The organism is Kaistella sp. SH40-3, from assembly GCF_030686865.1.
Taxonomy (GTDB): domain Bacteria; phylum Bacteroidota; class Bacteroidia; order Flavobacteriales; family Weeksellaceae; genus Kaistella.
Genome location: NZ_JAQYUS010000005.1, coordinates 215055 through 240530, shown reverse-complemented (window position 1 = coordinate 240530; position 25476 = coordinate 215055). Strand labels below are relative to the sequence as shown.

At 35.9% G+C, this 25476-nt stretch carries 22 protein-coding genes; 14 read left to right on the top strand and 8 right to left on the bottom strand.

What is annotated here, in order from left to right:
* Positions 1-120 precede the first annotated feature (120 nt).
* A complete protein-coding gene (locus PUH65_RS10275; RefSeq protein WP_305519914.1) occupies positions 121-576 on the top strand; it encodes an Lrp/AsnC family transcriptional regulator in 456 nt (151 codons plus the stop codon).
* On the opposite strand, the gene argH is transcribed toward PUH65_RS10275, so the two are convergent.
* From argH to PUH65_RS10235, 8 genes are all read right to left on the bottom strand, one after another.
* A complete protein-coding gene (argH, locus tag PUH65_RS10270) occupies positions 573-1877 on the bottom strand; it encodes an argininosuccinate lyase (RefSeq protein ID WP_305519913.1) in 1305 nt (434 codons plus the stop codon). The two genes, PUH65_RS10275 and argH, sit on opposite strands and share 4 nt — an antisense overlap.
* A 180-nt stretch (positions 1878-2057) precedes the next feature.
* Positions 2058-3140, bottom strand: a complete 1083-nt coding sequence (locus PUH65_RS10265) for a M20 family metallo-hydrolase (protein ID WP_305519912.1) — start codon at positions 3138-3140, stop codon at positions 2058-2060.
* Positions 3115-3912 (bottom strand): acetylglutamate kinase, encoded by a 798-nt coding sequence (gene argB, locus PUH65_RS10260; RefSeq protein ID WP_305519911.1) that lies wholly within the window; start codon positions 3910-3912, stop codon positions 3115-3117. The genes PUH65_RS10265 and argB overlap by 26 nt, the downstream gene beginning before the upstream one ends.
* Before the next feature lie 12 nt (positions 3913-3924).
* Positions 3925-4896 carry an acetylornithine carbamoyltransferase gene (locus PUH65_RS10255; RefSeq protein WP_305519910.1) on the bottom strand — a complete coding sequence of 324 codons (972 nt, stop codon included), beginning with the start codon at positions 4894-4896 and terminating at the stop codon, positions 3925-3927.
* A 56-nt stretch (positions 4897-4952) separates the two neighbouring features.
* Entirely contained in the window at positions 4953-6089 is a 1137-nt protein-coding gene (locus PUH65_RS10250; RefSeq protein WP_305519909.1) for an aspartate aminotransferase family protein, read from the bottom strand.
* A 79-nt stretch (positions 6090-6168) separates the two neighbouring features.
* Positions 6169-7131, bottom strand: a complete 963-nt coding sequence (argC, locus tag PUH65_RS10245) for an N-acetyl-gamma-glutamyl-phosphate reductase (protein WP_305519908.1) — start codon at positions 7129-7131, stop codon at positions 6169-6171.
* Positions 7128-8321, bottom strand: coding sequence for an argininosuccinate synthase (locus tag PUH65_RS10240; protein ID WP_305519907.1), 1194 nt, complete (start codon positions 8319-8321; stop codon positions 7128-7130). The genes argC and PUH65_RS10240 overlap by 4 nt, the downstream gene beginning before the upstream one ends.
* Positions 8293-8874, bottom strand: a complete 582-nt coding sequence (locus PUH65_RS10235) for a GNAT family N-acetyltransferase (protein ID WP_305519906.1) — start codon at positions 8872-8874, stop codon at positions 8293-8295. Before PUH65_RS10235 ends, PUH65_RS10240 begins: the two co-directional genes overlap by 29 nt.
* Positions 8875-9153: 279 nt before the next feature.
* On the opposite strand from PUH65_RS10235, the gene PUH65_RS10230 reads away from it, so the two are divergent.
* From PUH65_RS10230 to PUH65_RS10165, 13 genes are all read left to right on the top strand, one after another.
* Positions 9154-9570 (top strand): helix-turn-helix domain-containing protein, encoded by a 417-nt coding sequence (locus PUH65_RS10230; protein WP_305519905.1) that lies wholly within the window; start codon positions 9154-9156, stop codon positions 9568-9570.
* Positions 9571-9709: 139 nt separating this feature from the next.
* Complete coding sequence (locus tag PUH65_RS10225) at positions 9710-11029, top strand: hypothetical protein (RefSeq protein WP_305519904.1); 1320 nt, start codon at positions 9710-9712, stop codon at positions 11027-11029.
* A 151-nt stretch (positions 11030-11180) separates the two neighbouring features.
* The gene (locus PUH65_RS10220) at positions 11181-12728 is read left to right on the top strand and encodes an MFS transporter (protein ID WP_370692037.1); all 1548 of its coding nucleotides are present in this window, start codon (positions 11181-11183) and stop codon (positions 12726-12728) included.
* 46 nt (positions 12729-12774) lie between these two features.
* On the top strand, positions 12775-13002 hold the full coding sequence (locus PUH65_RS10215; RefSeq protein WP_305519902.1) for a DUF6814 family protein: 228 nt from the start codon (positions 12775-12777) through the stop codon (positions 13000-13002).
* Positions 13003-13342: 340 nt separating this feature from the next.
* Positions 13343-16042, top strand: coding sequence for an ATP-binding protein (locus tag PUH65_RS10205; protein ID WP_305519901.1), 2700 nt, complete (start codon positions 13343-13345; stop codon positions 16040-16042).
* A gap of 71 nt (positions 16043-16113) precedes the next feature.
* The gene (tnpA, locus tag PUH65_RS10200) at positions 16114-16560 is read left to right on the top strand and encodes an IS200/IS605 family transposase (RefSeq protein WP_305519900.1); all 447 of its coding nucleotides are present in this window, start codon (positions 16114-16116) and stop codon (positions 16558-16560) included.
* A 127-nt stretch (positions 16561-16687) separates the two neighbouring features.
* Positions 16688-17059 (top strand): response regulator transcription factor, encoded by a 372-nt coding sequence (locus tag PUH65_RS10195; RefSeq protein WP_305519899.1) that lies wholly within the window; start codon positions 16688-16690, stop codon positions 17057-17059.
* Positions 17060-17143: 84 nt separating this feature from the next.
* Positions 17144-19045 carry an AMP-binding protein gene (locus PUH65_RS10190; RefSeq protein ID WP_305519898.1) on the top strand — a complete coding sequence of 634 codons (1902 nt, stop codon included), beginning with the start codon at positions 17144-17146 and terminating at the stop codon, positions 19043-19045.
* A 402-nt stretch (positions 19046-19447) separates the two neighbouring features.
* Positions 19448-21355 (top strand): acetate--CoA ligase, encoded by a 1908-nt coding sequence (gene acs / locus PUH65_RS10185; protein WP_305519897.1) that lies wholly within the window; start codon positions 19448-19450, stop codon positions 21353-21355.
* A 360-nt stretch (positions 21356-21715) separates the two neighbouring features.
* Complete coding sequence (locus tag PUH65_RS10180) at positions 21716-22858, top strand: NAD(P)/FAD-dependent oxidoreductase (RefSeq protein ID WP_305519896.1); 1143 nt, start codon at positions 21716-21718, stop codon at positions 22856-22858.
* On the top strand, positions 22858-23571 hold the full coding sequence (locus PUH65_RS10175) for a methyltransferase domain-containing protein (RefSeq protein WP_305519895.1): 714 nt from the start codon (positions 22858-22860) through the stop codon (positions 23569-23571). Before PUH65_RS10180 ends, PUH65_RS10175 begins: the two co-directional genes overlap by 1 nt.
* Positions 23568-24620, top strand: a complete 1053-nt coding sequence (locus tag PUH65_RS10170) for a type III polyketide synthase (RefSeq protein ID WP_305519894.1) — start codon at positions 23568-23570, stop codon at positions 24618-24620. Before PUH65_RS10175 ends, PUH65_RS10170 begins: the two co-directional genes overlap by 4 nt.
* Positions 24614-25411 (top strand): SDR family oxidoreductase, encoded by a 798-nt coding sequence (locus PUH65_RS10165; RefSeq protein WP_305519893.1) that lies wholly within the window; start codon positions 24614-24616, stop codon positions 25409-25411. The genes PUH65_RS10170 and PUH65_RS10165 overlap by 7 nt, the downstream gene beginning before the upstream one ends.
* Positions 25412-25476: the final 65 nt, after the last annotated feature.

Below are 25476 nucleotides of genomic sequence, written 5' to 3'. Positions count from 1 at the left end.
TAGGTGCAAAGATATCATTTTTTCTGAAATCTGAAAAAGGTTTTTTCAACAAATAAAACTATTCTTGATGAACACAGAGTTTTCGCCTTATTTTTAATATTTTTGTTCAAAATCAAATTTATGGATGCAAAGGACAGAATGATTCTCAGTTTACTTCAGGAAGACTCGACTTTATCGGTGAAAGAAATCTCGGAGAAAATCGGTTTGACTTTTACGCCGACTTACGAACGCATCAAACAACTTGAGAAACAGAACGTTATCGAGAAATATGTCGCCATCCTTAACCGTGAAAAACTGGGTCTGAATATTATTGTTTATTGTAATATCCGACTGAAAGAGCAATCTCAAAAAACCTTGGAAGATTTTGAAAAACACATCGAAACTTTTGATGAAGTTCAGGAAATTATAAGCCTTTCCGGGGAATATGATTATATGTTGAAAATTATCGCAAAAGACATTAACTCTTACAACGACTTCGCTGTTAATGTCATCTCTAACTCGCCAAATATCTGGCAATATCACAGTTCGATCGCTTTACATGAAGTAAAAAAGACTACGAAATTCAAACTCGATTAAGCCAATATTTTACACGATATTTTATGGAATTGATGGCTAATTTCATCTAAACATAAATTGCCAATACTTCCTTGATGACTGTGATTTAGATCTTTTGTATCATACTTAAAATCATTGTTTTCAATGTCATTTCCGACTTTAATATAAGCATCGCGAAATGAATTTCCGTTTTTTACTTCTTCATTAATTTTTTCTACGCTGAAAATATACTTGTATTTTTCATCTTCTAAAATCCCTTCTTTAACCTCGATTTTCGGCAAAGTATAAATCAGAATTTCCAGACATTCTTTTAAAGAATCAATCGCTGGAAAAAGGATTTCTTTGGTCAACTGCATATCTCGATGATAGCCGGAAGGTAAATTATTGGTGAGCAAAATAAGTTCATTCGGCAAAGACTGAATTCGGTTGCAACGCGCTCTTACCGACTCAAAAATATCCGGATTTTTCTTGTGTGGCATAATGCTGCTTCCGGTTGTAAATTCTTTTGGAAAACTGATGAAATCGAAATTTTGACTTAAATATAAACACACATCATAAGAAAAACGACTTAAAGTTCCGGCCAAAACCGACATTGAAGAAGCCAATAATTTCTCTGATTTACCGCGCGTCATTTGTGCGTAAACTGAATTGTAATTTAAATTTTTAAAATTCAAATGATAGGTCGTACTTTCCCGATCAATCGGAAACGAAGAACCGTAACCAGCCGCAGATCCTAATGGATTTTTATTGATGATATTTTTGACCGACAACAGCAATTCGGCGTCATCGACCAAGGCTTCTGCATAAGCGCCAAACCACAATCCAAAGGACGATGGCATCGCAACTTGAAAATGGGTATATCCTGGTAACAAAACGTTTTTATGCTGATTTGCCAAACGAATTAATAACTGAAATAGAGAATCTGTTAATTCACCAATTTCACGAATCTCATCTAATAAATATAATTTAACATCCAGTAAAACCTGATCGTTTCTAGAGCGCGCAGTATGGATTTTTTTTCCCGTTGAACCTAATTTTTCAATTAAAATAGATTCGATTTGAGAGTGAATATCTTCTGCTTCCGGATCGATTTCGAAAGTATTATTTTCGATGCTTTCTAAAATTTCATTTAAAACTGATAATAGTTCAAGCGATTCCTCATTAGAAATTAACCCAACTTCTGCTAACATTTTGCAATGCGCGATTGAACCCAAAACATCGTATTTCGCCAACCGATCATCGAAATCTAAATCTTTTCCAACGGTAAAATTATTCACCAATTGGTCGGTTAGAGATTTATCTTTTTGCCAAATTTTTTTCATTATTTCTTTTATTTAAAAACCTTTAAAAGCAGGTTTATAATATTTTAATTTATGCGGTTATTAATTTCGCCACTTCGTGGCTTGATCATATTTATTTCCATTGTTCATAGGGCTTCACCCTATGCTATTATATTTCGCCACTTCGTGGCTGTCTAAAGTGAAATCATAAACAAAATAGTGTTACATTATTTTTTCTAAAATTTTAATATAGATTTCAATGCCTTCTTTTATTTCATTAATATAAATAAATTCGTCGGCGGTATGAGATCTGGTACTATCGCCAGGACCAATTTTCACAGATGTACAAGGGATAATCGCCTGATCCGAAGACGTGGGAGAACCGTAAGTTTTTCTGCCAATTTCTAAACCTGCTTTTATAATCGGATGATTTTCATCAATTCTCGAAGAATTTAATCTAAAAGATCGGGCAGTTAATTTGGATTTCATTTCAGATTCAATGATTTCAAAAACCTCTTTATTACTGTATTCATCAGTCACACGAACATCTAAAGTAAAGTTGCATTTTTCGGGAACCACGTTATGTTGAGTTCCTGCATTAATCACTGAAAGCGTAACTTTTACTTCACCCAAATAAGGTGAAACCTTTGGGAATTTGAAGTTCAAAATATGCTGTAAATCCGCCATACATTTCACAATCGCATTGTCTTGATTTGGATGCGCCGCGTGAGAAGCCGTTCCCGACATTTCACCATCTATGACCAAAAGTCCTTTTTCTGCGATGGCTAAATTCATTTGAGTCGGTTCGCCAACAATCGCCAATTCAACATTTGGAAGTTGTGGGAAAAGCACTTCAATTCCGTCTTTTCCGGAAATTTCTTCTTCGGCAGTTAAAGCGATAATTAAGTTATGCGACAGATTCTCTTTATCATAAAAATGTAGAAAAACCTGCACCATCGAAACCAAAGAAGCGCCTGCATCATTACTTCCCAATCCAAAAATTTTTCCGTCTTTTTCAATGGGAATAAACGGATCAAACGTAAACGCCTTATTCGGTTTTACCGTGTCGTGATGCGTATTCAAAACAATGGAAGGTTTGGTTTCATCGAAAAATTGATTGACTGCCCAAATATTATTTTTCAACCTTTTTGTTGGAATATTTTTTTGATGGAAAAAACCTTCGATTACCAACGAAACATCGTATTCATCTTTACTCAAAGATGGTGTTGCAATTATTTTCTTTAATAATTCTGTGGCATTCTTGAGCAATTCTTCTTGACTATATATTGATTTCTGTTCCTTCATTTTGAAATTTAATTTGGTTTTGAAATTTGGTTTCATTCAGCAAAACCACTTTATTCACTTTGTTTTCTTTGGCTTTAAAAGCATTTTCGAGTTTGGGTAAAATCCCTTTATTCAATTTATTATCAAACTTTAACTGTTCACATCTTATAGGATTTAAAGTCTTTACAATAGATTCTGGATTTTCAACATTTTCTAATATTCCATCTTTATCAAAGCAATATAAAAGTTCAACCTCATAAAAATTTGAAAGCGAAATCGCCAAGACAGAAGCGATAGAATCCGCATTCGTATTGAACAAATTCCCTTTTTTATCATGCGTAATCGCTGAAAAAACCGGAATTAATTTTAGATTTAAAAATTCTTTAAGCAAATCAACATTCACACTTTTCGAATCGACATCGCCAACAAAACCATAATCGATATTTGAAACCGAACGTTTTTCACTTTTAATTAAATTTCCATCTGCACCTGAAAACCCAATCGCATTACATTGAAAAGTTTGAAGTTTTGCAACGATATTTTTATTGATTTTTCCGGCGTAAACCATGGTCACAATATCCAAAGTTTCTTGATTCGTCACTCTCCTACCAGCCGTCATTTGTTGAGGAATATTTAATTTCTCTGCTAAATCAGAAGCCAATTTTCCGCCACCATGAACTAGAAGTTTTGATGCTTTTATTGAAGCAAATCCTTCTAAAAAGTTCATTAAATCTTTCTCTTTATCAATTAAAGAACCGCCGATTTTAATGACATACAATTTCTGTTTATCCATAATCGTTTTCTTTTAAGACGATAATTCATCTAAAATTTCACTGAAAACAGTTTGTGCCGAAAAGATTCTATTTTTCGCTTGTTGATAAATAATCGAATGATCACTATCCATCACTTCATCACTCAATTCTACATTTCTACGAACTGGCAAACAATGCATCACTTTTGCATTTTGCGTAGATTTCAATTTTTCCTGCGTTAACATCCAATTCTCTTTAACTTCGGGCATTGCAGCGTAATTTCCAAACGACGACCAGTTTTTAACATAGACAAAATCAGCATCTTTTAAGGCTTCATCTTGATCATGAAAAACGGGCGTGTTTTTTACAAATTTCGGATCTAAATCATAACCTTCAGGATTAGCAATTACCAAATCGACCTCCATATTTTGCATCCATTCAGTAAACGAATTGGCAACGGCGTGAGCAATCGGTTTAATATGTGGCGCCCAAGTTAGCACGACTTTCGGCTTGCGATTCATCGTGAGCCTGTCGAACGGCCAATTTTCATTTATGGTAATACAATCTGCAAAACTTTGCAAAGGATGTCTCGTTGCGGATTCCAAAGAAATAACCGGAACTTTTGCATATTTCAGAAACTGAGACAAAATACTTTCATTTACATCATCTTCCTTATTCTGCATTCCTGCAAAACAACGCACCGCAATGATATCGCAATACTGATTCAGAACCTCGACCGCATCCTTAACATGCTCCACGGTTCCGCTATTCATAACGGCGCCATCTGCAAATTCTAGATTCCAGGCTTCCTGCGATGCGTTTAAAATAAGAACATTTAATCCCAAATTTTGAGCAGCAATTTGACTGCTTAATCTGGTTCGTAAACTGGAGTTTAGAAAAACCAGTCCGATTGTTTTTCCTTTTCCTTTATTCCCCTCCGCTAAAGGATTTTCTTTAATGTGAAGCGCCTTTTTTATCATTGATTGAAGATCATTAATATCTTCTACTGATGTGAAATTTTTCATTAAATTTATATTTAAGTTTTGCCATTTGGCAATTGTGATGAACCTTAAAAAGGTTGCTAATTTTGAAGAACAGATTTTAAAGCATTGATGAATAAATCGGCTTCTTTTTCTGTAATATTGAGCGATGGAAGAATCCTTAAAACAGTTGCATCATTAGAATTCCCGGTGAACACATGATGTTTCGTCAATAAGTTAGAACGGATTTCTGCACAAGGTTGATCGAGTTCAATTCCGATCATTAAACCTCTTCGCCTAATGGATTTGATATGATTAAAATTCAGAATTTTAGATTCAATATAAGCGCCCATTTTCTCTGAATTTTGAATCAGATTTTCATTTTTAATGACTTCTAAAACTGCAATTCCTGCAGCGCACGCCAAATGATTTCCGCCAAAAGTTGTTCCCAATAAACCATTACTGGCTTCGAATTTTGGACTGATTAAAAAACCACCAATCGGAAAACCATTTCCCATTCCTTTCGCCACCGTAATTAAATCTGGTTGAATATCAAATTCCTGATGCGCAAAAAAATTCCCTGAACGTCCGTAACCGGATTGCACTTCATCCATAATTAAAATCACCTCATTTTCAGAACAAAGTTTTTTAAGAGTTTGAATCATTTCTTCTGTTGGTAAAATAATTCCGCCAACTCCTTGAATTCCTTCGATGATTACGGAAGAAATTTCACCTTGATAATCCGAAAACAATTGTTTTAACTGATTCACATTATTCCATTCACATTTAATAAAACGTTCTGAAAAATTAACTGGCGCAACAATTTTAGGATTATCTGTTACAGAAACTGCGGCAGAAGTTCTGCCATGAAATGAACCGGAGAAATAAATTACCTTCTTTTTTCCGTTGTGGAAAGAAGCCAGTTTCAACGCATTTTCGTTTGCTTCTGCACCAGAATTACAAAGAAAGAGAGAGTAATTTTCATATCCTGAAATTTTACCCAACTTTTCTGCTAATTCTGTTTGTAAATTATTCTGAACAGAATTTGAATAAAACGAGATTTTCTCTAACTGATCTTTTAGTTTATTTTGATAATGAGGATGATTGTGACCAATAGAAATCACGGCATGACCTCCATAAAAATCAAGGTACTTTTCGCCTTTATCATCCCAAAGAAAAGAACCTTCCGCTTTTACAGGATTGATATTAAATAAAGGATATACTTGGAATAAATTCATAATGGTTGCTGATTATCTCTTGATAGGACTTTGTCCTATTCTTAATTAAATCGTCCCTTTGGGACTTTACTTTTTGCTTTTAAAACGCGATTGGTTTTAGGTTTAGACCCGTATTTTCTTCCCAATCCATGGCGATATTCATATTTTGAACGGCTTGTCCGGAAGCACCTTTTAATAAATTATCAATTGCCGAATGAACAACAATAATTTCTTTATTTTTTTCAATGTGAATCGCGCAACGATTGGTATTAATGACTTGCTTCATGTCGATTGGTTTTTCTGATATGGTCACAAAAGTGGCGTCTTTATAAAAATCGCAATATTTTTCCTGAATTTCATTTAATTCTAAATCACATTTAATGATTGAACTGGTGAAAATTCCTCTTACAAAATCTCCGCGCCAGGGAACAAAATGAAGTTCGATTTCTTTTTTATTAGATTGATTCAAGGACTTCAAAACCTCATCGACATGTTGATGTGTTAAAGTTTTATACGCTGAAATATTATCATTACGCCAGGAAAAATGAGTGGTCGATTGTAAAGATTGTCCCGCTCCAGTTGAACCTGTGATTCCTGTGGTATAAATATCCTTTAGCAATTTTTCTTTTGCTAAAGGCAATAATGCCAGTTGAATTGCGGTGGCAAAACAACCGGGATTTGCAATGCTTTTGGCAGATTTTAATTCATTTTTAAAAAATTCTGGTAAACCGTAAATAAAATTTCTTTCCTGAAAATTGCTTTCTAATCTGAAATCATTTCCTAAATCGATGATCAAAACATTTTCTTTTACAGGATTTTCAATCAACCAATTTTTGCTTTCATGATGTGGCAAACACAAAAATAAAATGTCAACTTCTTCTGTTTGACTAGTTAAACTCATTTCACAAATCGAAATTAAATCCGGATAAATTTCAGAAATATTGATTCCAGAATTCGAACGGCTGTACAAAAATTGAAGTTCAACTTTTGGATGAAATACCAATAACCGAACGAGTTCGCTTCCAGTGTAACCGTTGGCGCCAATTATTCCTACCGACTTCATTTCGCTTTATTTATTTGATGATAAATCGATAATGAATTGCTTAAGACTTTGGTAAATCCTTTCACATCTTCGCCAGTCCAAGCAAGATTTGACTCGCCGTAACTTCCAAATTTATCGGACATTAAATCGTTTTCAGATTCAATTCCATTTAAAACAAAACGATAAGGATGAAGTGTTATAAATACTTTTCCGTTCACGGTTTTTTGAGAATCATTTAGAAAAACTTCGATATTTCTCATCACGGGATCCAAGAAAAGCGCTTCATGAAGCCAGTTTCCGTACCAATCTGACAATTGAGATTTGATGGTTTGCTGGTATTTTGAAAGCGTATGTTTTTCTAATAAATGATGCGCTTTAATAATCACGGTCGCTGCTGCAGCCTCAAAACCAACTCGACCTTTAATCCCCACAATTGTATCGCCAACGTGAATATCACGACCAATTCCATAAATAGAAGTCAGTTCCTCAATTTTCTGAATCGCTGCAACCGGATGTGAAAATTGCTCGCCATTTACACCGATCACTTCTCCTTTTTTAAATTCTATTTCTAAATCAGAAGGTTCGGTTTTTACAACTTGAGATGGAAATGCGTCTTCAGGTAAATTGTATTTTGAAGTCAAGGTTTCTTTTCCGCCCACGGAAGTTCCCCAAAGTCCTTTGTTAATTGAATATTTTGCTTTCTCAAAATCCATTTCATAACCGTGATTTTTTAAGAATAAAATCTCTTCCTCTCTTGACAAAGACAAATCCCGAATCGGCGTAATAATCTCGACACCAGAACACATAATCTGAAAAATCAAATCAAAACGAACTTGATCATTTCCTGCTCCAGTACTTCCATGAGCGATTGCAGTTGCACCGATTTCAAAAGCAAACTTGGCAATATTCTGCGCCTGAACGGTTCTTTCTGCACTTACAGAAAGTGGATACGTATTATTTTTCAGAACATTTCCAAAAATTAAATATTTGACGCACTCATTATAATAAGGTTGAACGGCATCAATAAAAGTGTAAGAAATCACACCTAATTTTTCTGCTTTCGATTTCAATTCCTGTTCGTCCTGTTTAGAAAAACCTCCAGTATTGACGGTAACTGCATGAACATCGTAACCTAAATTTTCAGTCAGATATTTCGCACAATACGAAGTATCTAATCCACCACTAAATGCTAGTACTACACTTTTTTTCATCTTTCTCAACTTTGATTTGTTCAATATCATTTTTCGGTACAAAAAGCATTGCAGTACAAAGGCAGTTTTGTCGATTTTTGCTCATTAGAATTTCGTAGTTCACACAGGTTTTGCATCCGCTCCAAAACTCTTCATCTTGTGTCAATTCTGAATAGATTACAGGTTTATAACCAAGTTCAGCATTGATCTTCATCACCGCCAATCCAGTAGTTAATCCAAAAACCTTAGCATTCGGATAGCGTTCTCTGGACAGTTCAAAAACTTTTTCTTTGATTAAAGTGGCATATCCTAAATTCCTGAATTTCGAGGAAACGATTAAGCCAGAATTAGCAACAAAAGCGCCGTGTGACCAGGTTTCTACATAACAGAACCCTACCCAGGTTCCGTCGTCTTCAAAAGCAACTACTGCTTTTCCTTCTAAAATTTTTTCGCAGATATATTCAAAAGACCGCTTTGAAATCCCAGTTCCACGTTGCTTGGCGGAATCTGCAATTTCCTGTCGTATTTCTTCTGCGTATTTCAAATGTTTATCTGAAGAAACTTCTATTTTCATTTATTTATAACTTTTAAAGTGGCAAATTTAAGATAAAAAATCTTTAGAAAACAAATTAAACAATAATTAATTGCTGTTTAATTTTAATTAAAAAGATTTTTAAACCAATAAAATAACTATTACAGGATATTATATCTGCTAAAAATCAATTTAAAATTTTTGAATTAAAAGGAGTTTTCTACTGTGATAATTCTATTTCAATAAGAAAACTTTAAAATATTTGCATTTTACATTTACAATATTGCTAATTTAATATATCTTTGCTAAAAAGATATAGTTATGCCAAATTCCTGTCCGAAATGTAGTGGAAAGAATATCGTCAAAAGCGGTATTATTAACGAGCGTCAAAGGTTTTTATGCAAAGACTGCAACTACTATTTCACCGTTAAGAAATTGGGGAAACAAATTGACGATTACGTGGTTACAAAAGCGCTTCAACTTTATTTGGAAGGTTTAAGTTACCGTGAGATTGAACGAATCATCGGCGTTTCACATAATACGGTAAGTTCCTGGATCAAGAAATACAATATTACCCGCCCGCCACATTCTGATTTTCATCCAATGTATAAAGTTTTTAAACAAACTGAACTTTTAGAATACATGTCAAAGGAAGAAAACTTAAAAGGTTCAGGCTTGGTCATCACTGAGTTTGGTGATAAATACATGATGATTAAATGGGAAAGATTTAAAAAATAAAAGTATCAATTTTCACCTTTATTTTAAAAGAACTCACAATCAACTATATTCATTACACTGATATATATTAAATTTCTTCAATCAAATTTTTAGTTTCAATTTCGTTTCAACAAAAAAACAAACTAAAAATTATTAATCTATGAAGAAATCAACTGTTTTGTTAGGAATCGTTTCTTCTCTATTTTTTTCAAACTTACTTTTAGCGCAAGAAACTCCCTCTAATGAAGATCTTCTAAAAAGAATCGAAGCATTGGAAGCAGAAAAAGCCAAGCCGAAAGAATGGGACGCCTCATTCTATGGTTGGGTTCGAACGGAATATAATTTCGACAGCAGACAATCTGCGTACTCCCGAGAAATGCATCTCAATCTTTATCCACTCGATGAAAAATTAGATGCGAACGGAAAAGATATCAATGCTGCAGGAGGAAGTAATTTTCTAGCAATCACTTCCAGAGTCGGAATTCGATTTAAAGGTCCGGATGTTTGGGGCGCAAAAGCAAGCGGAAATATTGAAGCAGATTTCTTCGGAAATACAGAATTAAATAAATCTTCAGCAGGAAGTGGAAGTACCGGATTAATGCGACTTCGCCACGCCACCGCCACTCTAGCCTGGCCTAAAACTGCAGTTACTTTCGGACAAACGTGGTATCCTTCCGTTGTTCCTGATGTTTTCCCCGGCGTTGCCAACTTTAATTCTGGAATTATTTTTAATCCATTCGGTTGGGCAGGTCAAATTAAAGTGGCTCAAAAATTAACTCCGGAATTAACTTTAAGTCTTGTTGCTTATAAAGACAGAGAGTTCCAAACTGCAAATGCAACTGGTACTTCTGTTAACAGTGCGACTTTTAATTCTTCTATTCCAACGTTCCATGGACAATTACAATACAAAACGAAAACAGTAACGGCTGGAGCCGGCGCAGAATATCAATCCTTGAAACCGGTTATTGAATCGGCAGGATTAGTTTCAGATGAAAAAGTAAATTCTGAAATGTTCTTCGGTTACTTTAAATATGCGAATGATAAAATCATTACTAAACTTTACGGAATTACAGGTGGAAATCTTCATCATTTAGTTATGTTTGGCGGTTTCGCAGGTTATACAGAACCAAACGGACAGGAATCTTACAAACCAACAAAAACTTCAGCGTTCTGGGTGGATGTTGCGAGTGCAAATCCAAAAGTGGCTCCCGGAGTTTTCTTTGGGTACACAAAAAATTCGGGTGTTGATGCAGGTTTCAAAAACCTTTACGTTCGCGGCGCTTCCGGAGCAAGAGTTCTGGACGATGCGTGGCGTGCTTCAGCAAGAGTTGATTTCAAACAAAACAAATTCAACATTTCTCCCGAAATTGAATACACCGCCGCAAAATGGGGCGATTTAAATGCCGAAGGAAAAGCCCAAAATAACATGAAAGATGTGGGCAACCTGCGAGCAATAGTCAGAGTGATGTATTCTTTTTAATTAAAGGAAAAACCAATTTCCAAAATTGTCTTAAACCAAATTTCACAAAATAAAAAACAAATAAATTATGGCCAAAAAATTTAAAACGCAGGAAGAGCATGATGCTTATGTTGCGGAGAGAAAGAAAAACAAAACCATTTGGGGCGTCATCATGGCTTCCTCACTTGGGACACTGATTGAGTGGTACGACTTCTACATTTTCGGAAGTTTAGCCGTGGTATTAGCCACTAAATTTTTTCCGGCAGATAACCCAACTGCGGCCTTCTTGTCTACCCTGGCAACTTTTGCGGCAGGATTTGTAGTAAGACCTTTTGGGGCTTTATTCTTCGGAAGACTGGGAGATATCATCGGTAGAAAATACACGTTCCTGGTAACGCTTTTGATCATGGGATTCTCAACTTTCCTAATCGGTTGTGTTCCAGAATATGAAACAATTGGGTACGCTGCACCGGTTTTGGTTTTAATTTTAAGACTTTTACAAGGTTTAGCATTAGGTGGAGAATACGGAGGAGCCGCAACTTATGTCGCCGAATATTCGCAACCGAACCGACGAGGATACTGGACATCCTGGATTCAAACGACGGCAACTTCAGGTTTATTTATTTCGTTGATCGTAATTCTGGTAACCAAAACTTCACTTTCGCCAGAAGAATTTGACAGTTGGGGTTGGAGAATTCCATTCTGGATCTCTATTTTAATGGTCGGAGTTTCTTACATCATCCGTCGTAATATGGCTGAATCACCACTTTTTGCCAAAGCGAAAAAAGAAGGAAAAACTTCTAAAAATCCTTTGAAAGAAAGTTTCGGAAACAAATTTAATTTCAAATTCGTATTGCTTGCTTTATTTGGAGCCGTAATGGGACAGGGAGTTATCTGGTACACGGGTCAATTCTACTCCATGAGTTTTATGCAGAAAGTAATGAATATTGAATCTGCACAAGTTGATACGATGATGGCTTTAGCACTTTTTGTGGCAACTCCATTATTTGTACTTTTCGGTTGGCTATCTGATAAAATCGGTCGTAAACCAATTATGATGATCGGAATGTTATTGGCAATTATCGCTTACCGACCAATCTATAAGGCAATGTACAACTCGGTAAAAATCGAAAGTAAAGTTGTTGCTAAAAACGGATTAACAGAAAAGAGAACCGTAAAAGTTCACGCAAAAATTCCAACAGACAGTTTGATCACGTTCCATCAGGAAAAAATATTTACAGACGGAACGGTAATGAAAAAAGACAGCATCGTACATTGGGCAGCAGCCGGCCCAAGCATGGTTAACGGTAAACCAGAAGAACCGCTTATCAAACAAGCGATTACGGTAAATCCGGACACCAGATGGTTACTCATTGTTTTAGTATTTATACAAGTGGTTTTTGTGACCATGGTTTACGGACCGATTGCCGCCTTCCTGGTAGAAATGTTCCCACTGAAAATTCGTTACACTTCGATGTCATTGCCTTACCACATTGGTAATGGAGTGTTTGGAGGATTGCTTCCGGCAGTTGCAACTTATCTCGTCGTCTCCGGAAAAAGCGCCGGACATTCCGAATGGTATCTCGAAGGATTATGGTATCCAATCGTAGTCGCCGCAGTCTGCTTGGTTATCGGAACCCTTTACTTAAAAACAAAAAATAAAAGTTTAGAAGAAGATGAATTGGTAGAGGAAACAGAGGTTGAAAATCCCGTAGTTTAAAACGCATCATCTTTCAAATTTTCAGTAACTTTAAAAAACAAAAAAAATGGATCAAGTAAAAAAAATATTAGGAATTGTCTGGATGCTTTTAGCACTGGTAGTCGCCTACTACGGTTTAAGTATGTTTGGAATTCCGAAAATTATGTCGGACAAACAAGAAGACAACGTATTTGGCTGGATCATCCTCACCGTACTGATGCCGATCATCGTAGGCGGTTTAGGAATCTTCGGTTGGTATTCTTTTACAGGAGAATATTCCGACGATAAAGTATAGTACAATTTAAAATTAGGAAACTAACGGGAAATTCCTTTCCCGTTGTTTTCTTTTAATTATTAAAATGAAATCGTCAATTATATATTTTCTAAAAAAATCAAAATGGCGATTAAACGATTCCATATGACTTTTAAAATTCAATAGAAACTTCATATGAAAAAGAGACATCAACAAAAACTGATTATTTTAAGTATTGCATTGTTTATTTTATTCAATGCGCCAGTTTTGCTTTTGTTCAACAGTTCACAAAAATTAATTGGCCTGCCGATTATTTACGTTTATATCTTTTTTGTTTGGGCAGCCTCATGTCTCACTTCATTTATTATTTTTAAAAAATTTCATGAATAGTTATTTGCTTTTTGCACTGGTTGTACTCTATCTGGGTCTTCTGTTCTTTATTGCGTATTTCGCGGAGAAGAGAAGAAGCAGTTTTTGGGTAAACAATCCGTACGTTTATGCACTTTCTCTAGCAGTTTACTGCTCGGCCTGGACGTATTACGGAAGTATCGGTGTGGCAGCAAATCAAGGTTTAGAATATATGGCGATCTACATTGGACCCATTATTATTATTCCAGCCTGGATTTATATCAATTCAAAAATCATTCGAATTTCCCGGGTTAACAAAATCAGTAGTATCGCAGATTTCATTTCTTTGCGATACGGAAACAGCCGTTCGTTAAGCGCTTTAATTGCTTTGGTTTGTATGTTTGCGATTATTCCTTACGTCGGTTTACAGATTAAAGCCATCTCGGAAACCTTTCATTTAATAACGGAAACGGATCAAACTACGAATATATTTTTCGATTCGGCAACCTATGTTGTTTTGATAATTGCCTTATTTTCATCTTATTACGGAACAAAATATGTAGATGCTTCCGAAAAAAGACTTGGAATTATTTCTGCTGTTGCAGTTGAAAGTTTCTTAAAATTAATTTTCTTCATCACTCTCGGAATCTTCGTAGTTTATGGTGTATTTAATGGTTTCGAAGATATCTACAACCAAGCCGAAAAGTTACCGGACTTCGCAGCCAAAAACACCTTTAACGGTTTAGAAGGCGGATTCAACTGGTTCTTAATGTCGATGCTTTCAATGTCAGCGATTTTTCTTTTGCCAAGACAATTTCACACGGCGATTATCGAAAACAGAAAAGAAAAACACATCAAAACTGCAATTTGGTTGTTCCCTTTATATCTTTTAATTTTCAACTTCTTCGTGTTCCCAATTGCCTGGGGCGGAAAGATTTTATTTTTTGGTGAAGATGTAAATCCCGAACTCTACTCTATTCTCATTCCACAGAAATTTGGAAATACGATTATTTCAACGATGGTTTTCTTCGGTGGATTAAGCGCCTGTATTTCGATGATCATTATTTCGAGCATTTCCCTTTCGATCATGCTTTCAAATAACATCATCATTCCTTACGGTTGGCTGGATCGGTTTAAATTTGGGTCGGAAACAGACAACACCAAAAACATCGTTAACATTAGAAAAATCAGTATTTTCTTATTGATTTTGGTGAGTTTTATTTTTTATAAATATTTTATATTAGGCAAAAGTTTATTCAGTATTGGTTTGGTTTCTTTCGTATTAATCGCACAGTTAGCACCTTCTTTTTTCGGTGCGATTTTTTGGCGACGCGGAACTTATTTAGGATCGATGACTGGAATTATTGTGGGAGTTATTATTTGTTATTTAGGTCTGGTCTTGCCAAGTTTTTCTGAAAATTATCAACAAAGTACTTTCTTCAATCACGGTTTTTTCAGTTTTTTTAATATTCCCTATTTATCATCAATTCCACAGATTTTCTTTTGGAGTCTTTTAGTTAATTGCGTTTTATTTACGCTTATTTCTACCAATACAGTTTCTGATTATAGGGAAAGAAATTACGCCGAAATTTATGTAGATATTAATGATTATATCCAAAATCACGAGGGCGCTTATATTTGGAAAGGAACGGCAAATGTTTCTGATATTCAAAAGATTTTAGTTCGATTTTTAGGAGAGAAAAAGACAGAGCAAGCCTTGAAAATCTTCAATTTAAAATATAAAATCACCGACGATAGTGATACGGCTGATTCCCGTTTCATCAAGTTTTCAGAGAACCTTTTAAGCGGAAGAATCGGAACGGCATCAGCCAAGATTTTAATTGAAGGCGTAACCAAAGAAGATAAAATTTCACTTCCGGAAGTTTTAAAAATTTTAGAAGAATCAAAGGAAAATATTTCTATCAATAAACAGTTGAGCGACCAGTCTTCGCAGTTATTAAAACTATCTGATGATCTTCAAAACGCCAATAAAAATCTCATTGTAAAAGACAAACAAAAAGACGAATTCCTGGATAGCGTCGCCCACGAACTTCGCACACCGCTTACCGCAATTCGCGCGACGAGTGAAATTCTTTTGGATGATGAAGAAATGCCGGCAGAATTAAAGAAAGATTTCCTGGAAAACATTATTTCAGAATCCGATAGATTAAGTGAAATTATTAATGACATTCTCTATTTAGATAAATTGGAAACCGGAACTATTCCCTTAAATATTCAGTCCTTTAATATCATTGAAACTTTCCGTAAGTCAGTGAAACCATTGCTTCACCTTTTTGAACAGAGAAGTCTTCACCATTCGGAAGTCAATCTTTTAGAAAATGAAATTTTTGAATATGACGAATCCAGAATGATTCAGGTTTTTCAAAATATTTTAGGAAACGCGCTGAAATTCACCAATGAACAAGGAATGATTCAAACGAAATTTCAAAAACAGGAAAACCAGTTGAAGATCTCGATTTTCAATACCGGAAAAATAATTCCGACCGAAGATCTGGCCTTCATCTTTGAAAAATTCTACCAATCAAAAAATCAAAACCTTCAAAAACCAACAGGAAGCGGACTAGGTTTAGCGATCTGTAATAAAATAATGATCGCACATGGCGGCGACATCGAAGTAAAAAACAAGGAAATTGGAGTAACGTTCGAAATTTTCTTACCTATTAAAGAACATAACAATGAACTCGAAGAGTTCAACAACAATAGCCGTATGTGAAACGTACGGAAAAAATATTAAAAAAAAGAATCAAGAACCCGAAGGGTTCAACAACCGAACGAATAAAAAAAATGTCAACCTACACCCAAATATATTATCACATTGTATTTTCTACAAAACATAGAAAACCAACCCTCAATTCTGAACACGAAGACGAATTGTATAAATATATCTGGGGAATTATTAAAAACAAAAAATGCACGCTATACAGGATTAATGGAATGCCGGATCATCTCCATATTTTCACCAGTTTGCATCCAACCGTTCGACTGAGCGATCTGGTAAAAGACATTAAAATTGCCAGTAACTTATGGATGAAACAAAGTGATCTGTTTCCCGAATTTGAAGAATGGCAGGAAGGTTACGGCGCATTTACATATTGCATCAGAGATAAAGAGATGATCATTAATTATATTAAAAATCAAAAAAAGCATCACCATGATGAAGATTTTGAATCCGAATACCGCAGATTATTACTGGAAAATGAAATTGAATTTGATAAAAAATATCTTTTATAAACCTAGTCCGTAAGTTTCACATACGGCAAAGAAATTCGACCGCTTCGCGGTCGCCCAAAAGAACGAAGAACGCGAAGCGTTCAACAATAACAACTGTAGGAGAAACCTACGGCAAAATGAAAGAAAAATGAAAAAAATATTAATCGCCGACGATGAACACAAAATCATCATGACCTTGGAATATGCATTTAAGAAAGCAGGTTATGAAGTTTTTATCGCACGAGACGGTTCCGAAGTTTTGGAACTGTTGAAAACCGAAATTCCCGATATGATTTTATTGGACATTATGATGCCCAATGTTGATGGTTACACCACGCTTGCAGAAATTAAAAAAGATAAAAACCTAAGTGGAATCAAAGTCATTTTACTTTCCGCAAAAAGTGGTGAAGCAGATATTAAAAAAGGGCTGGAACTCGGCGCAGATGATTACATCACCAAACCTTATTCGATAAAAAAACTGACAGAACGGGTTGAAGAACTTTTGACAGATAAGCAATAAGAAATCGATAATAAGCAATAAATAAAACTCAATTTTGGGAATTTAGACTAAAACCTAAAACCCACTACCTAAAACCTAAATATCATGAACGCAGATCAAATGTTTAAAGAAAGTATTAGTCAAAAAGAAAAATTCTGGGCAGAACAGGCAGAACAAATTGAATGGTTTAAAAAGCCAAAACATATCTTAACCGACGACGGTGAAAATTATCCAACTTGGTTTGCAGATGGTGAATTAAACACCTGTTTTCTGGCAGTTGACAAACATGTCAATGATGGATTTGGCGATCAGGTTGCCATTATTTACGATTCTCCGGTGACGAATAGAATCATCAAATATACGTACAGCCAAGTTGTAGAACACGTTTCCAAATTTGCGGGCGGACTGAAAAAATTAGGGTTAGAAAAAGGCGACACCGCGATTATTTACATGCCGATGATTCCGGAATCTGTATTTGCAATGTTGGCTTGTGCGAGATTAGGCGTAACGCATTCCGTTGTTTTTGGTGGATTTGCGCCACAGGAATTAGCGATTAGAATTGACGACTGTAATCCAAAAGCGATTATCACCGCAAGTTCCGGAATGGAAGTATCCAGAAGAATTCCGTATTTGCCATTCGTGAAACAAGCAGTTTCGATGTCTGAACATCAACCGGAACATATCGTGGCTTTTGATCGAAAATTATTAGGAAATCGGGTTGATTTTAAAAACGATTCTTCGTTGGTTGATTTTGAAAAGTTAATGACAGAATCAGAACCAACCGATTGCGTTTCTGTAGAATCTACGCATCCTTTATATATTTTGTACACCTCCGGAACGACTGGAAAACCGAAAGGAGTTGTCCGAGATAATGGTGGTCACGCCGTTGCCATGAAATTTTCAATAAAGAATATTTACGGTGCAAATGAAGGCGAAACTTTTTGGGCGGCTTCCGACATTGGTTGGGCAGTTGGCCACAGTTACTCGGTTTATGGTCCTTTGATCAACAGAAATACAACCGTTATTTTTGAAGGAAAACCAATCGGAACTCCGGATGCTGGAACTTTTTGGCGCGTGATCGAAGAGCATAAAGTATCCATCATGTTTACGGCTCCAACTGCAATTCGTGCCATTAAAAAAGAAGATCCTGAAGGGAAACTGGTAAAGAAATATGATTTATCCTCTTTACGAACGCAGTTTTTGGCAGGCGAAAGATGTGATGTCGCAACTTTGGATTGGTATGAGGAATTTGTAGGCGTTCCCGCAATTGATCATTGGTGGCAGACAGAATCAGGTTGGCCGATGTTGGGATTAATGCCGGGAGTTGAAGATGTTAAAATTAAAAGAGCCTCGGCTGGAAAACCAATTCCGGGTTATGATATAAAAATTTTCAGTGAAGAAGGTTATGAACTTGAACCGCATCATGAAGGTTATTTGGTGATCAAACTTCCTTTAGCACCTGGAGCGATGATGGGAATTTGGGGTGATCCGGAACGTTTTAAATTTGGATATTTATCCAGATTTCCGGGTTACTATTTTTCCGGCGACGGTGCCATTAAAGATGAAGACGGTTATGTTTTCGTGACAGGAAGAGTTGATGACGTCATCAATGTCGCGGGTCACCGACTTTCTACCGCAGAAATGGAAGAAGTGGTTTCTGCTCACAAAGAAATTGCAGAATGCTGTGTGGTCGGAATTGATGATGATTTGAAAGGTCAAATTCCTTTCGCCATTGCGGTTTTAAAATCAGGTTCGGAAGCGGATGAGAAAACTTTGGAGAAGGATCTTGTTTTATTGGTGCGCGAAAAAATTGGTGCTGTAGCGTGTATGAAAAATGCTTTGGTGGTGAATCGTTTACCGAAAACACGATCTGGGAAAATCTTGAGAAAACTGATTCGGACAATGTTGGATGGAAAGGAATATCAAATGCCGTCGACGATTGATGATGAAAGTGTAGTGGAGGAATTGCAGTTGAAAATGGATGAATATAAAAAGAACTATTTGTAAATTGTTGTGTCCAATTACGAGAAATATTTTAACGCAAAGACGCAAAGAATTTATTAATAATACTGCATAAAATTACGGGCGCAAAGGCGTTTCACTTAGCAAAGGGTTTTGAATAATAGAAGATTTGCCCGTACAAAATTTAACCATTTAGAAATTAAGTAAAATTAAGATTTATCAAAGATGAATTGAGGGTTGGAAAAATATTTCTTTGAGAAATGCAGGTTTTATAAAACTGAATTTTAAATAAGCGAAAATTGGAATAAATAAAACGGGTCGTAACTAGCCCTGATAGAAGCGGTTACCCCGGAACAAGCGTTGGGAAAAGCCTTGGCGTGAGGAGTATGAGCGAATAGCAGGTTCCTGGCTCCGAAATAAAATTAGAATTAAAAAAAATTAAATATTATGAAAAATTACGTGATAGACGATTTGCCGGACTATTTTAAACAGTATAAAAAATCGATTAAAAACCCGAAAAAATTCTGGGATAAAGTGGCCGATGAGAATTTTGTGTGGTATCAACGGTGGTCCAAAGTGGTGGATTACAATATGGAAGATGCTAAAATTCAGTGGTTTAAAAATGCCAAACTGAATATTACGAAGAATTGTATCGATCGGCATTTGAACGAACGGGGCGATAAAACAGCGATTATTTTTGAACCCAACGATCCGAAAGAGGAGGCGCAACATATTTCCTACAGCGAATTGCGCGACCGGGTTTGTAAAATGGCGAATGTTCTGCGTGATCAGGGCGTTCAGAAAGGTGATCGGGTTTGTATTTATTTGCCGATGATTCCGGAACTGGCGGTTTCGATGTTGGCTTGTGCAAGATTGGGCGCGATTCACTCGGTGATTTTTGCAGGATTTTCGGCCAACGCTGTGGAATCCAGAGTCAACGATTGTGGAGCGAAAATGATCATCTGTTCGGATGGAAGTTACCGCGGTACAAAATCAATTGATTTAAAAGGAATCATCGATGAAGCAGTAGAAAAATGTCCGACCGTAGAAAAAGTTTTAGTCGCAAAAAGAACCGGCTCCGACGTGAAAATGAAGGAAGGACGCGATCTTTGGTTGGCGCCTCTTTATGACAAAGCGCCGTCTGATTTTATTTCGGTGATCATGGATGCGGAAGATCCTTTGTTTATTTTATATACGTCCGGCTCGACTGGAAAACCGAAAGGAATGTTGCACACCACCGCTGGTTACATGGTTTACACGGCTTATACTTTTAAAAATGTTTTCAATTATAAGGAGAACGATATTTATTGGTGTACCGCGGATATCGGCTGGATCACGGGACATTCCTACATTTTGTACGGACCATTGGCAAATGGTGCGACGACCGTTATTTTCGAAGGTGTTCCAACGTATCCGGAACCGGATCGTTTCTGGGAAGTGATTGAAAAACATAAAGTGACGCAATTTTATACGGCTCCGACGGCTATTCGTGCTTTGGCAAAAGAATCGTACGAATGGGTTGAAAAACATGATTTGTCGAGTTTGAGAGTAATTGGATCCGTTGGCGAACCGATTAACGATGAAGCGTGGCATTGGTATAACGATCATGTTGGTAAGAAAAAATGTCCGATCGTTGATACTTGGTGGCAAACGGAAACAGGAGGAATCATGATCTCGCCTTTGCCTTTTATCACTCCAACAAAACCAACTTATGCAACGTTGCCTTTGCCAGGAATTCAGCCCGTTTTGATGGATGATAAACGAAATGAAATTACGGGAAATCAAGTGGATGGAAATCTCTGTATCCGCTTTCCGTGGCCTGGAATTGCGCGAACAATTTGGGGTGATCATCAACGATATAAAGAAACTTATTTCACCGCCTTTCCGGGAAAATATTTTACGGGAGATGGCGCTTTGAGAGACGAAGTTGGTTATTACAGAATCACCGGACGTGTTGATGACGTGATCATTGTGTCCGGACATAATTTGGGAACTGCACCGATTGAAGATAGTGTGAATTTACATCCAGCCGTGGCGGAATCTGCAATTGTTGGTTATCCACATGATGTGAAAGGAAGTGCGCTTTACGGTTTTGTTATGTTGAAAGACAGCGGTGAAGACCGTGATAAAGATAATTTGAGAAAAGAAATCAACAACGTGATCTCCGATACGATTGGGCCGATCGCGAAACTGGATAAAATTCAGTTTGTTTCTGCCTTGCCAAAAACCCGTTCCGGGAAAATCATGCGCCGTATTTTGAGAAAAATTGCAGAAGGTGATTTTGCTAATTTCGGTGATACTTCTACACTTTTAAATCCGGAAATTGTGGAGGAGATTAAGAATGAGAAGATCTAATTTGATGATGTGTTGATTTGATGATTCGTTGATGCAACACATCAAACTTAATTATAATGAACCTTGCGGAAAAGTGAGGTTTTTTTTTACCGCAAAAGAGACAAAAGAAATTTGGCTGGAAATATAGATAATCAAAAGATTGCATAAGAATGATAGGAAAATTTTACCGTTAATATTTTGCTTAAGGAGTTAAGAGAAATTAAAAACTCATGTGTGCTTTTCAGCGTTGTGTTTTTAAACTTTAACTAATGTGACTCATGTGTTAAAAAGCAAATCGAAAACTTGTACCATAAAACTTTTGTGACTTTGTGGTTTTTAAAAAATTTCGTGGTTTAAAATTTACTACATTTAAATAAAAAATTGAAGAATCCAAATTGCGATACCGAAGTCCTCATCATTGGCGGTGGTTTAGCAGGTTTAACAAGTGCGATACACCTCACGAAAATGGGTTGTAAAGTTATTGTTATCGAAAAGAATTCTTATCCCAAACATAAAGTCTGCGGCGAATATATTTCCAATGAAGTCCTTTCCTATTTCGCTTGGTTGAATATCAATATTGAGGAATTAAAGCCAACCCAGATTACATCGTTACAATTTTCATCAGAATCTGGACGGACGATTGAAACTAAACTTCCGCTTGGTGGTTTTGGAATTAGTCGTTATACTTTAGACCACGCACTTTATTTAAAAGCCCTTTCACAAAAATGTCAGATTGTTGAAGATCAAGTGAATGAAGTCATTTTTAAAGATGATTTTTTTGAAGTTCATTTGGCTTCTGGAAAAACTTTGACCGCTAAAGTAGTTTTGGGCGGATTTGGAAAACGATCCAATTTGGATTTAAAAATGAATCGTGATTTTTTAAAAAATAAATCTCCGTGGCTGGCGGTGAAATCTCATTATAAAGGCGAATTTGAAAATGATGTTGTGGGTTTGCATAATTTTAAAGGTGGTTATTGTGGCGTTTCAAAAGTGGAAAACAATTTGCTCAACATCTGTTATTTAACTAATTTTAAATCGTTCAAGAAATTTAAAAATATTGAAGAATTCCAGGAAAAAGTTGTTTCCCAAAATCCTCATTTAAAAAATATTTTAGAAAACTCAACTTCTGTGTTTGAAAAACCTTTGACCATCAGTCAGATTTGTTTTGAGAAAAAAGAAAATGTAGAAAACCATATTTTAATGATGGGCGATACGGCTGGGTTAATTCATCCTCTATGCGGAAACGGAATGGCAATGGCGATTCACAGTGCAAAATTGGCTTCAGAAGAAACAATAGATTTTTTATCCAGAAAAATATCGAGACAGGAAATGGAAAAGAACTATTCTTCAAACTGGAATAAAAATTTCAAACAAAGATTATGGTATGGCCGAATTTTAGGTAGTATTTTAGAACATTCAAAACTCTCAGAAGTTTTGACAAATTTAATAACCCATCTTCCTTTCCTACTTCCTATTATCATTAGAAAAACCCACGGAAAAGAAATCAATATGACTCAAAATTAATGGCTTTAGATACGACGTACAGAACAGATCTTGAAGAATCGATGGACGATTTCTCGATGGATAATGACGGATTAGTGACCGCTTTGGATGACATCGCCAGAATTAATCAATTACTTGGCGGAAATTCGGTGACTTTAGATGGAGTTAAAACTTTAATCAAAGATTTCCCAAAAGATAAAACCATCACCATCATGGATTTCGGTTGCGGAAGCGGTGATATGCTGCGAATGCTTTCGAAGTTTGGAAAAGAAAATAATTTAAAGTTTCAATTAATAGGAATTGACGCGAATGAAGCCACGATTCGGCACGCAGAAAAATGTTCGGCGGAATTTGAGAATATCACGTATTTAGCAGAAGATATTTTTCTCTACGATTTCTCAAAATATAATATTGACATTGCTTTGATAACGCTTACTTTACATCACTTTAAAGATGATGAAATTTTAAAAATAATTCGTGTAATTTTAAATTTGGTGAAAAAAGGAATCGTCGTCAATGATTTACAAAGAAGTAAATTGGCTTACCGACTTTTTCAGGCAATTATCTTTATCTTTAGATTAGAAAAAATGACCGCGGAAGACGGATTAATTTCTATTTTAAGAGGTTTCAAAAGAGAAGATTTAGAAAAATTTTCAACCGAATTAGGATTAAAAAAATACAGCATCAAATGGAAGTGGGCTTTTCGCTACCAATGGATTATTGAAAAATTATGAGTGTAAAAATAGTTACCGTTGCCAAGCAACTCCCAAAATATTCCCGAAAAACTTCCGAAGTTTTACCCTTTTTAGATCAATGGTTAGTAAACCAAGACAGCCGTTTTGTGCGTAAAGTCAAAAAGATTTTTGAAGGTGCCGCAGTGGATGAAAGATATTCCATCATGGATCCGATCGAAGTTTTCACGGCAACATCTTTTGAAGATAAAAATGATATTTATGCTCGGGAAGTTGTTTTATTAGGCGAACAGGTTTTAGATAAATCTTTGAAAAAAGCCAATTGGGATCCGCAATCTTTGGATTACATTATCACCGTAAGTTGCACCGGAATTATGATTCCGTCGCTTGATGCTTATCTGATCAACAAATTAAATTTACGTCAGGATATTGTACGATTACCTGTGACAGAAATGGGTTGCGCAGCCGGAGTTTCCGGAATTATTTATGCAAAAAACTTTCTTCAGGCAAATCCAGGAAAGCGGGCTGCAGTAATCGCAGTGGAAAGTCCGACGGCGACTTTTCAACTGGAAGATTTCTCCATGGCAAACATTGTAAGTGCTGCGATTTTTGGAGACGGTGCTGCGTGCGTCCTACTCTCTTCCGAAGAAAATGCTGAAGGTCCAGAAATTCTGGCGGAAGAAATGTATCATTTTTATAATAATGAGCACATGATGGGTTTTAAACTGACCAACTCTGGGTTGCAAATGATTTTGGATATCGAAGTTCCCGACACGATCGGGGAACATTTTCCAAATATAATCCATCCGTTTTTAGCAAAACAAAATTTAGAAATTAAAGATGTCGATTACCTTATTTTTCATCCAGGCGGAAAAAAGATCGTTCAAATGGTGGAAGGACTGTTTTCAGAATTGGGTAAAAATATTGACGTTACAAAAGAGATTTTAAGACTTTATGGAAATATGTCGAGCGCCACAGTTCTTTACGTATTGGAAGAAATCATAAATCAAAAACCGCAGAAAGGCGAGAAAGGTTTAATGTTAAGTTTTGGACCTGGATTTTCTGCACAAAGAGTTTTATTGCAATGGTAAGAGGATTTGAAAACACAAATTATTGGACTGTGATTTTGGGCGGAAGTTCCGGATTAGGTTTAGCCTCTGCCAAAAAACTAGCAAGCGAAGGAATGAATATTTGTATTCTTCATCGCAGTTCTCGCGCTGAAATGGAAGTCATTAATAAAGAATTTTCTTTAATTAAAAATGAAAACATTCAGTTTTTAAGTTTAAATAAAGATGCTTTAAATCCGCAACATCAACAAGATATTTTAGCAGAATTGAAACAAGTTTTAGGTTTGGAAGGAAAAATCCGATGTCTCTTACATAGCATTGCCAAAGGAAATTTAAAACCGATGATCGGATTGGAAAATGAAAGTTTATCAAAAGATGATTTCGCAATTACGCTTCACGCCATGGCAACAAGTTTATACGATTGGACGAAATTGATTTTTAATAAAAATTTATTTGCAGAAGATGCGAGAATTCTCGCTTTTACAAGTGAAGGAAGTAAAAAACCCATCAATAATTACGGCGCCGTTTCTGCTGCAAAAGCCGCTTTAGAAGCAATTAGTAGAAATATCGCTTTAGAATTTGCTCCATTTGGTTTGAGGTCAAATTGTATTCAAGCCGGAGTTACTGATACAAGATCCTTACAAATGATTCCTGGAAATGAAGAAATAAAAGAATATACTAAAAAGCGCAATCCTTTTAAACGATTAACCACGCCGGAAGATGTTGCAAATGTGGTCAGTTTATTATGTCAGGATGAAGCCGCTTGGATTAATGGCTGTGTAATACCCGTCGATGGCGGCGAACATTTACAATAAAATTAAAAAAGATCAGCCCAATTTTGGACTGACCTTTTAATTACAATTGAAAGAAATTTAAAAAC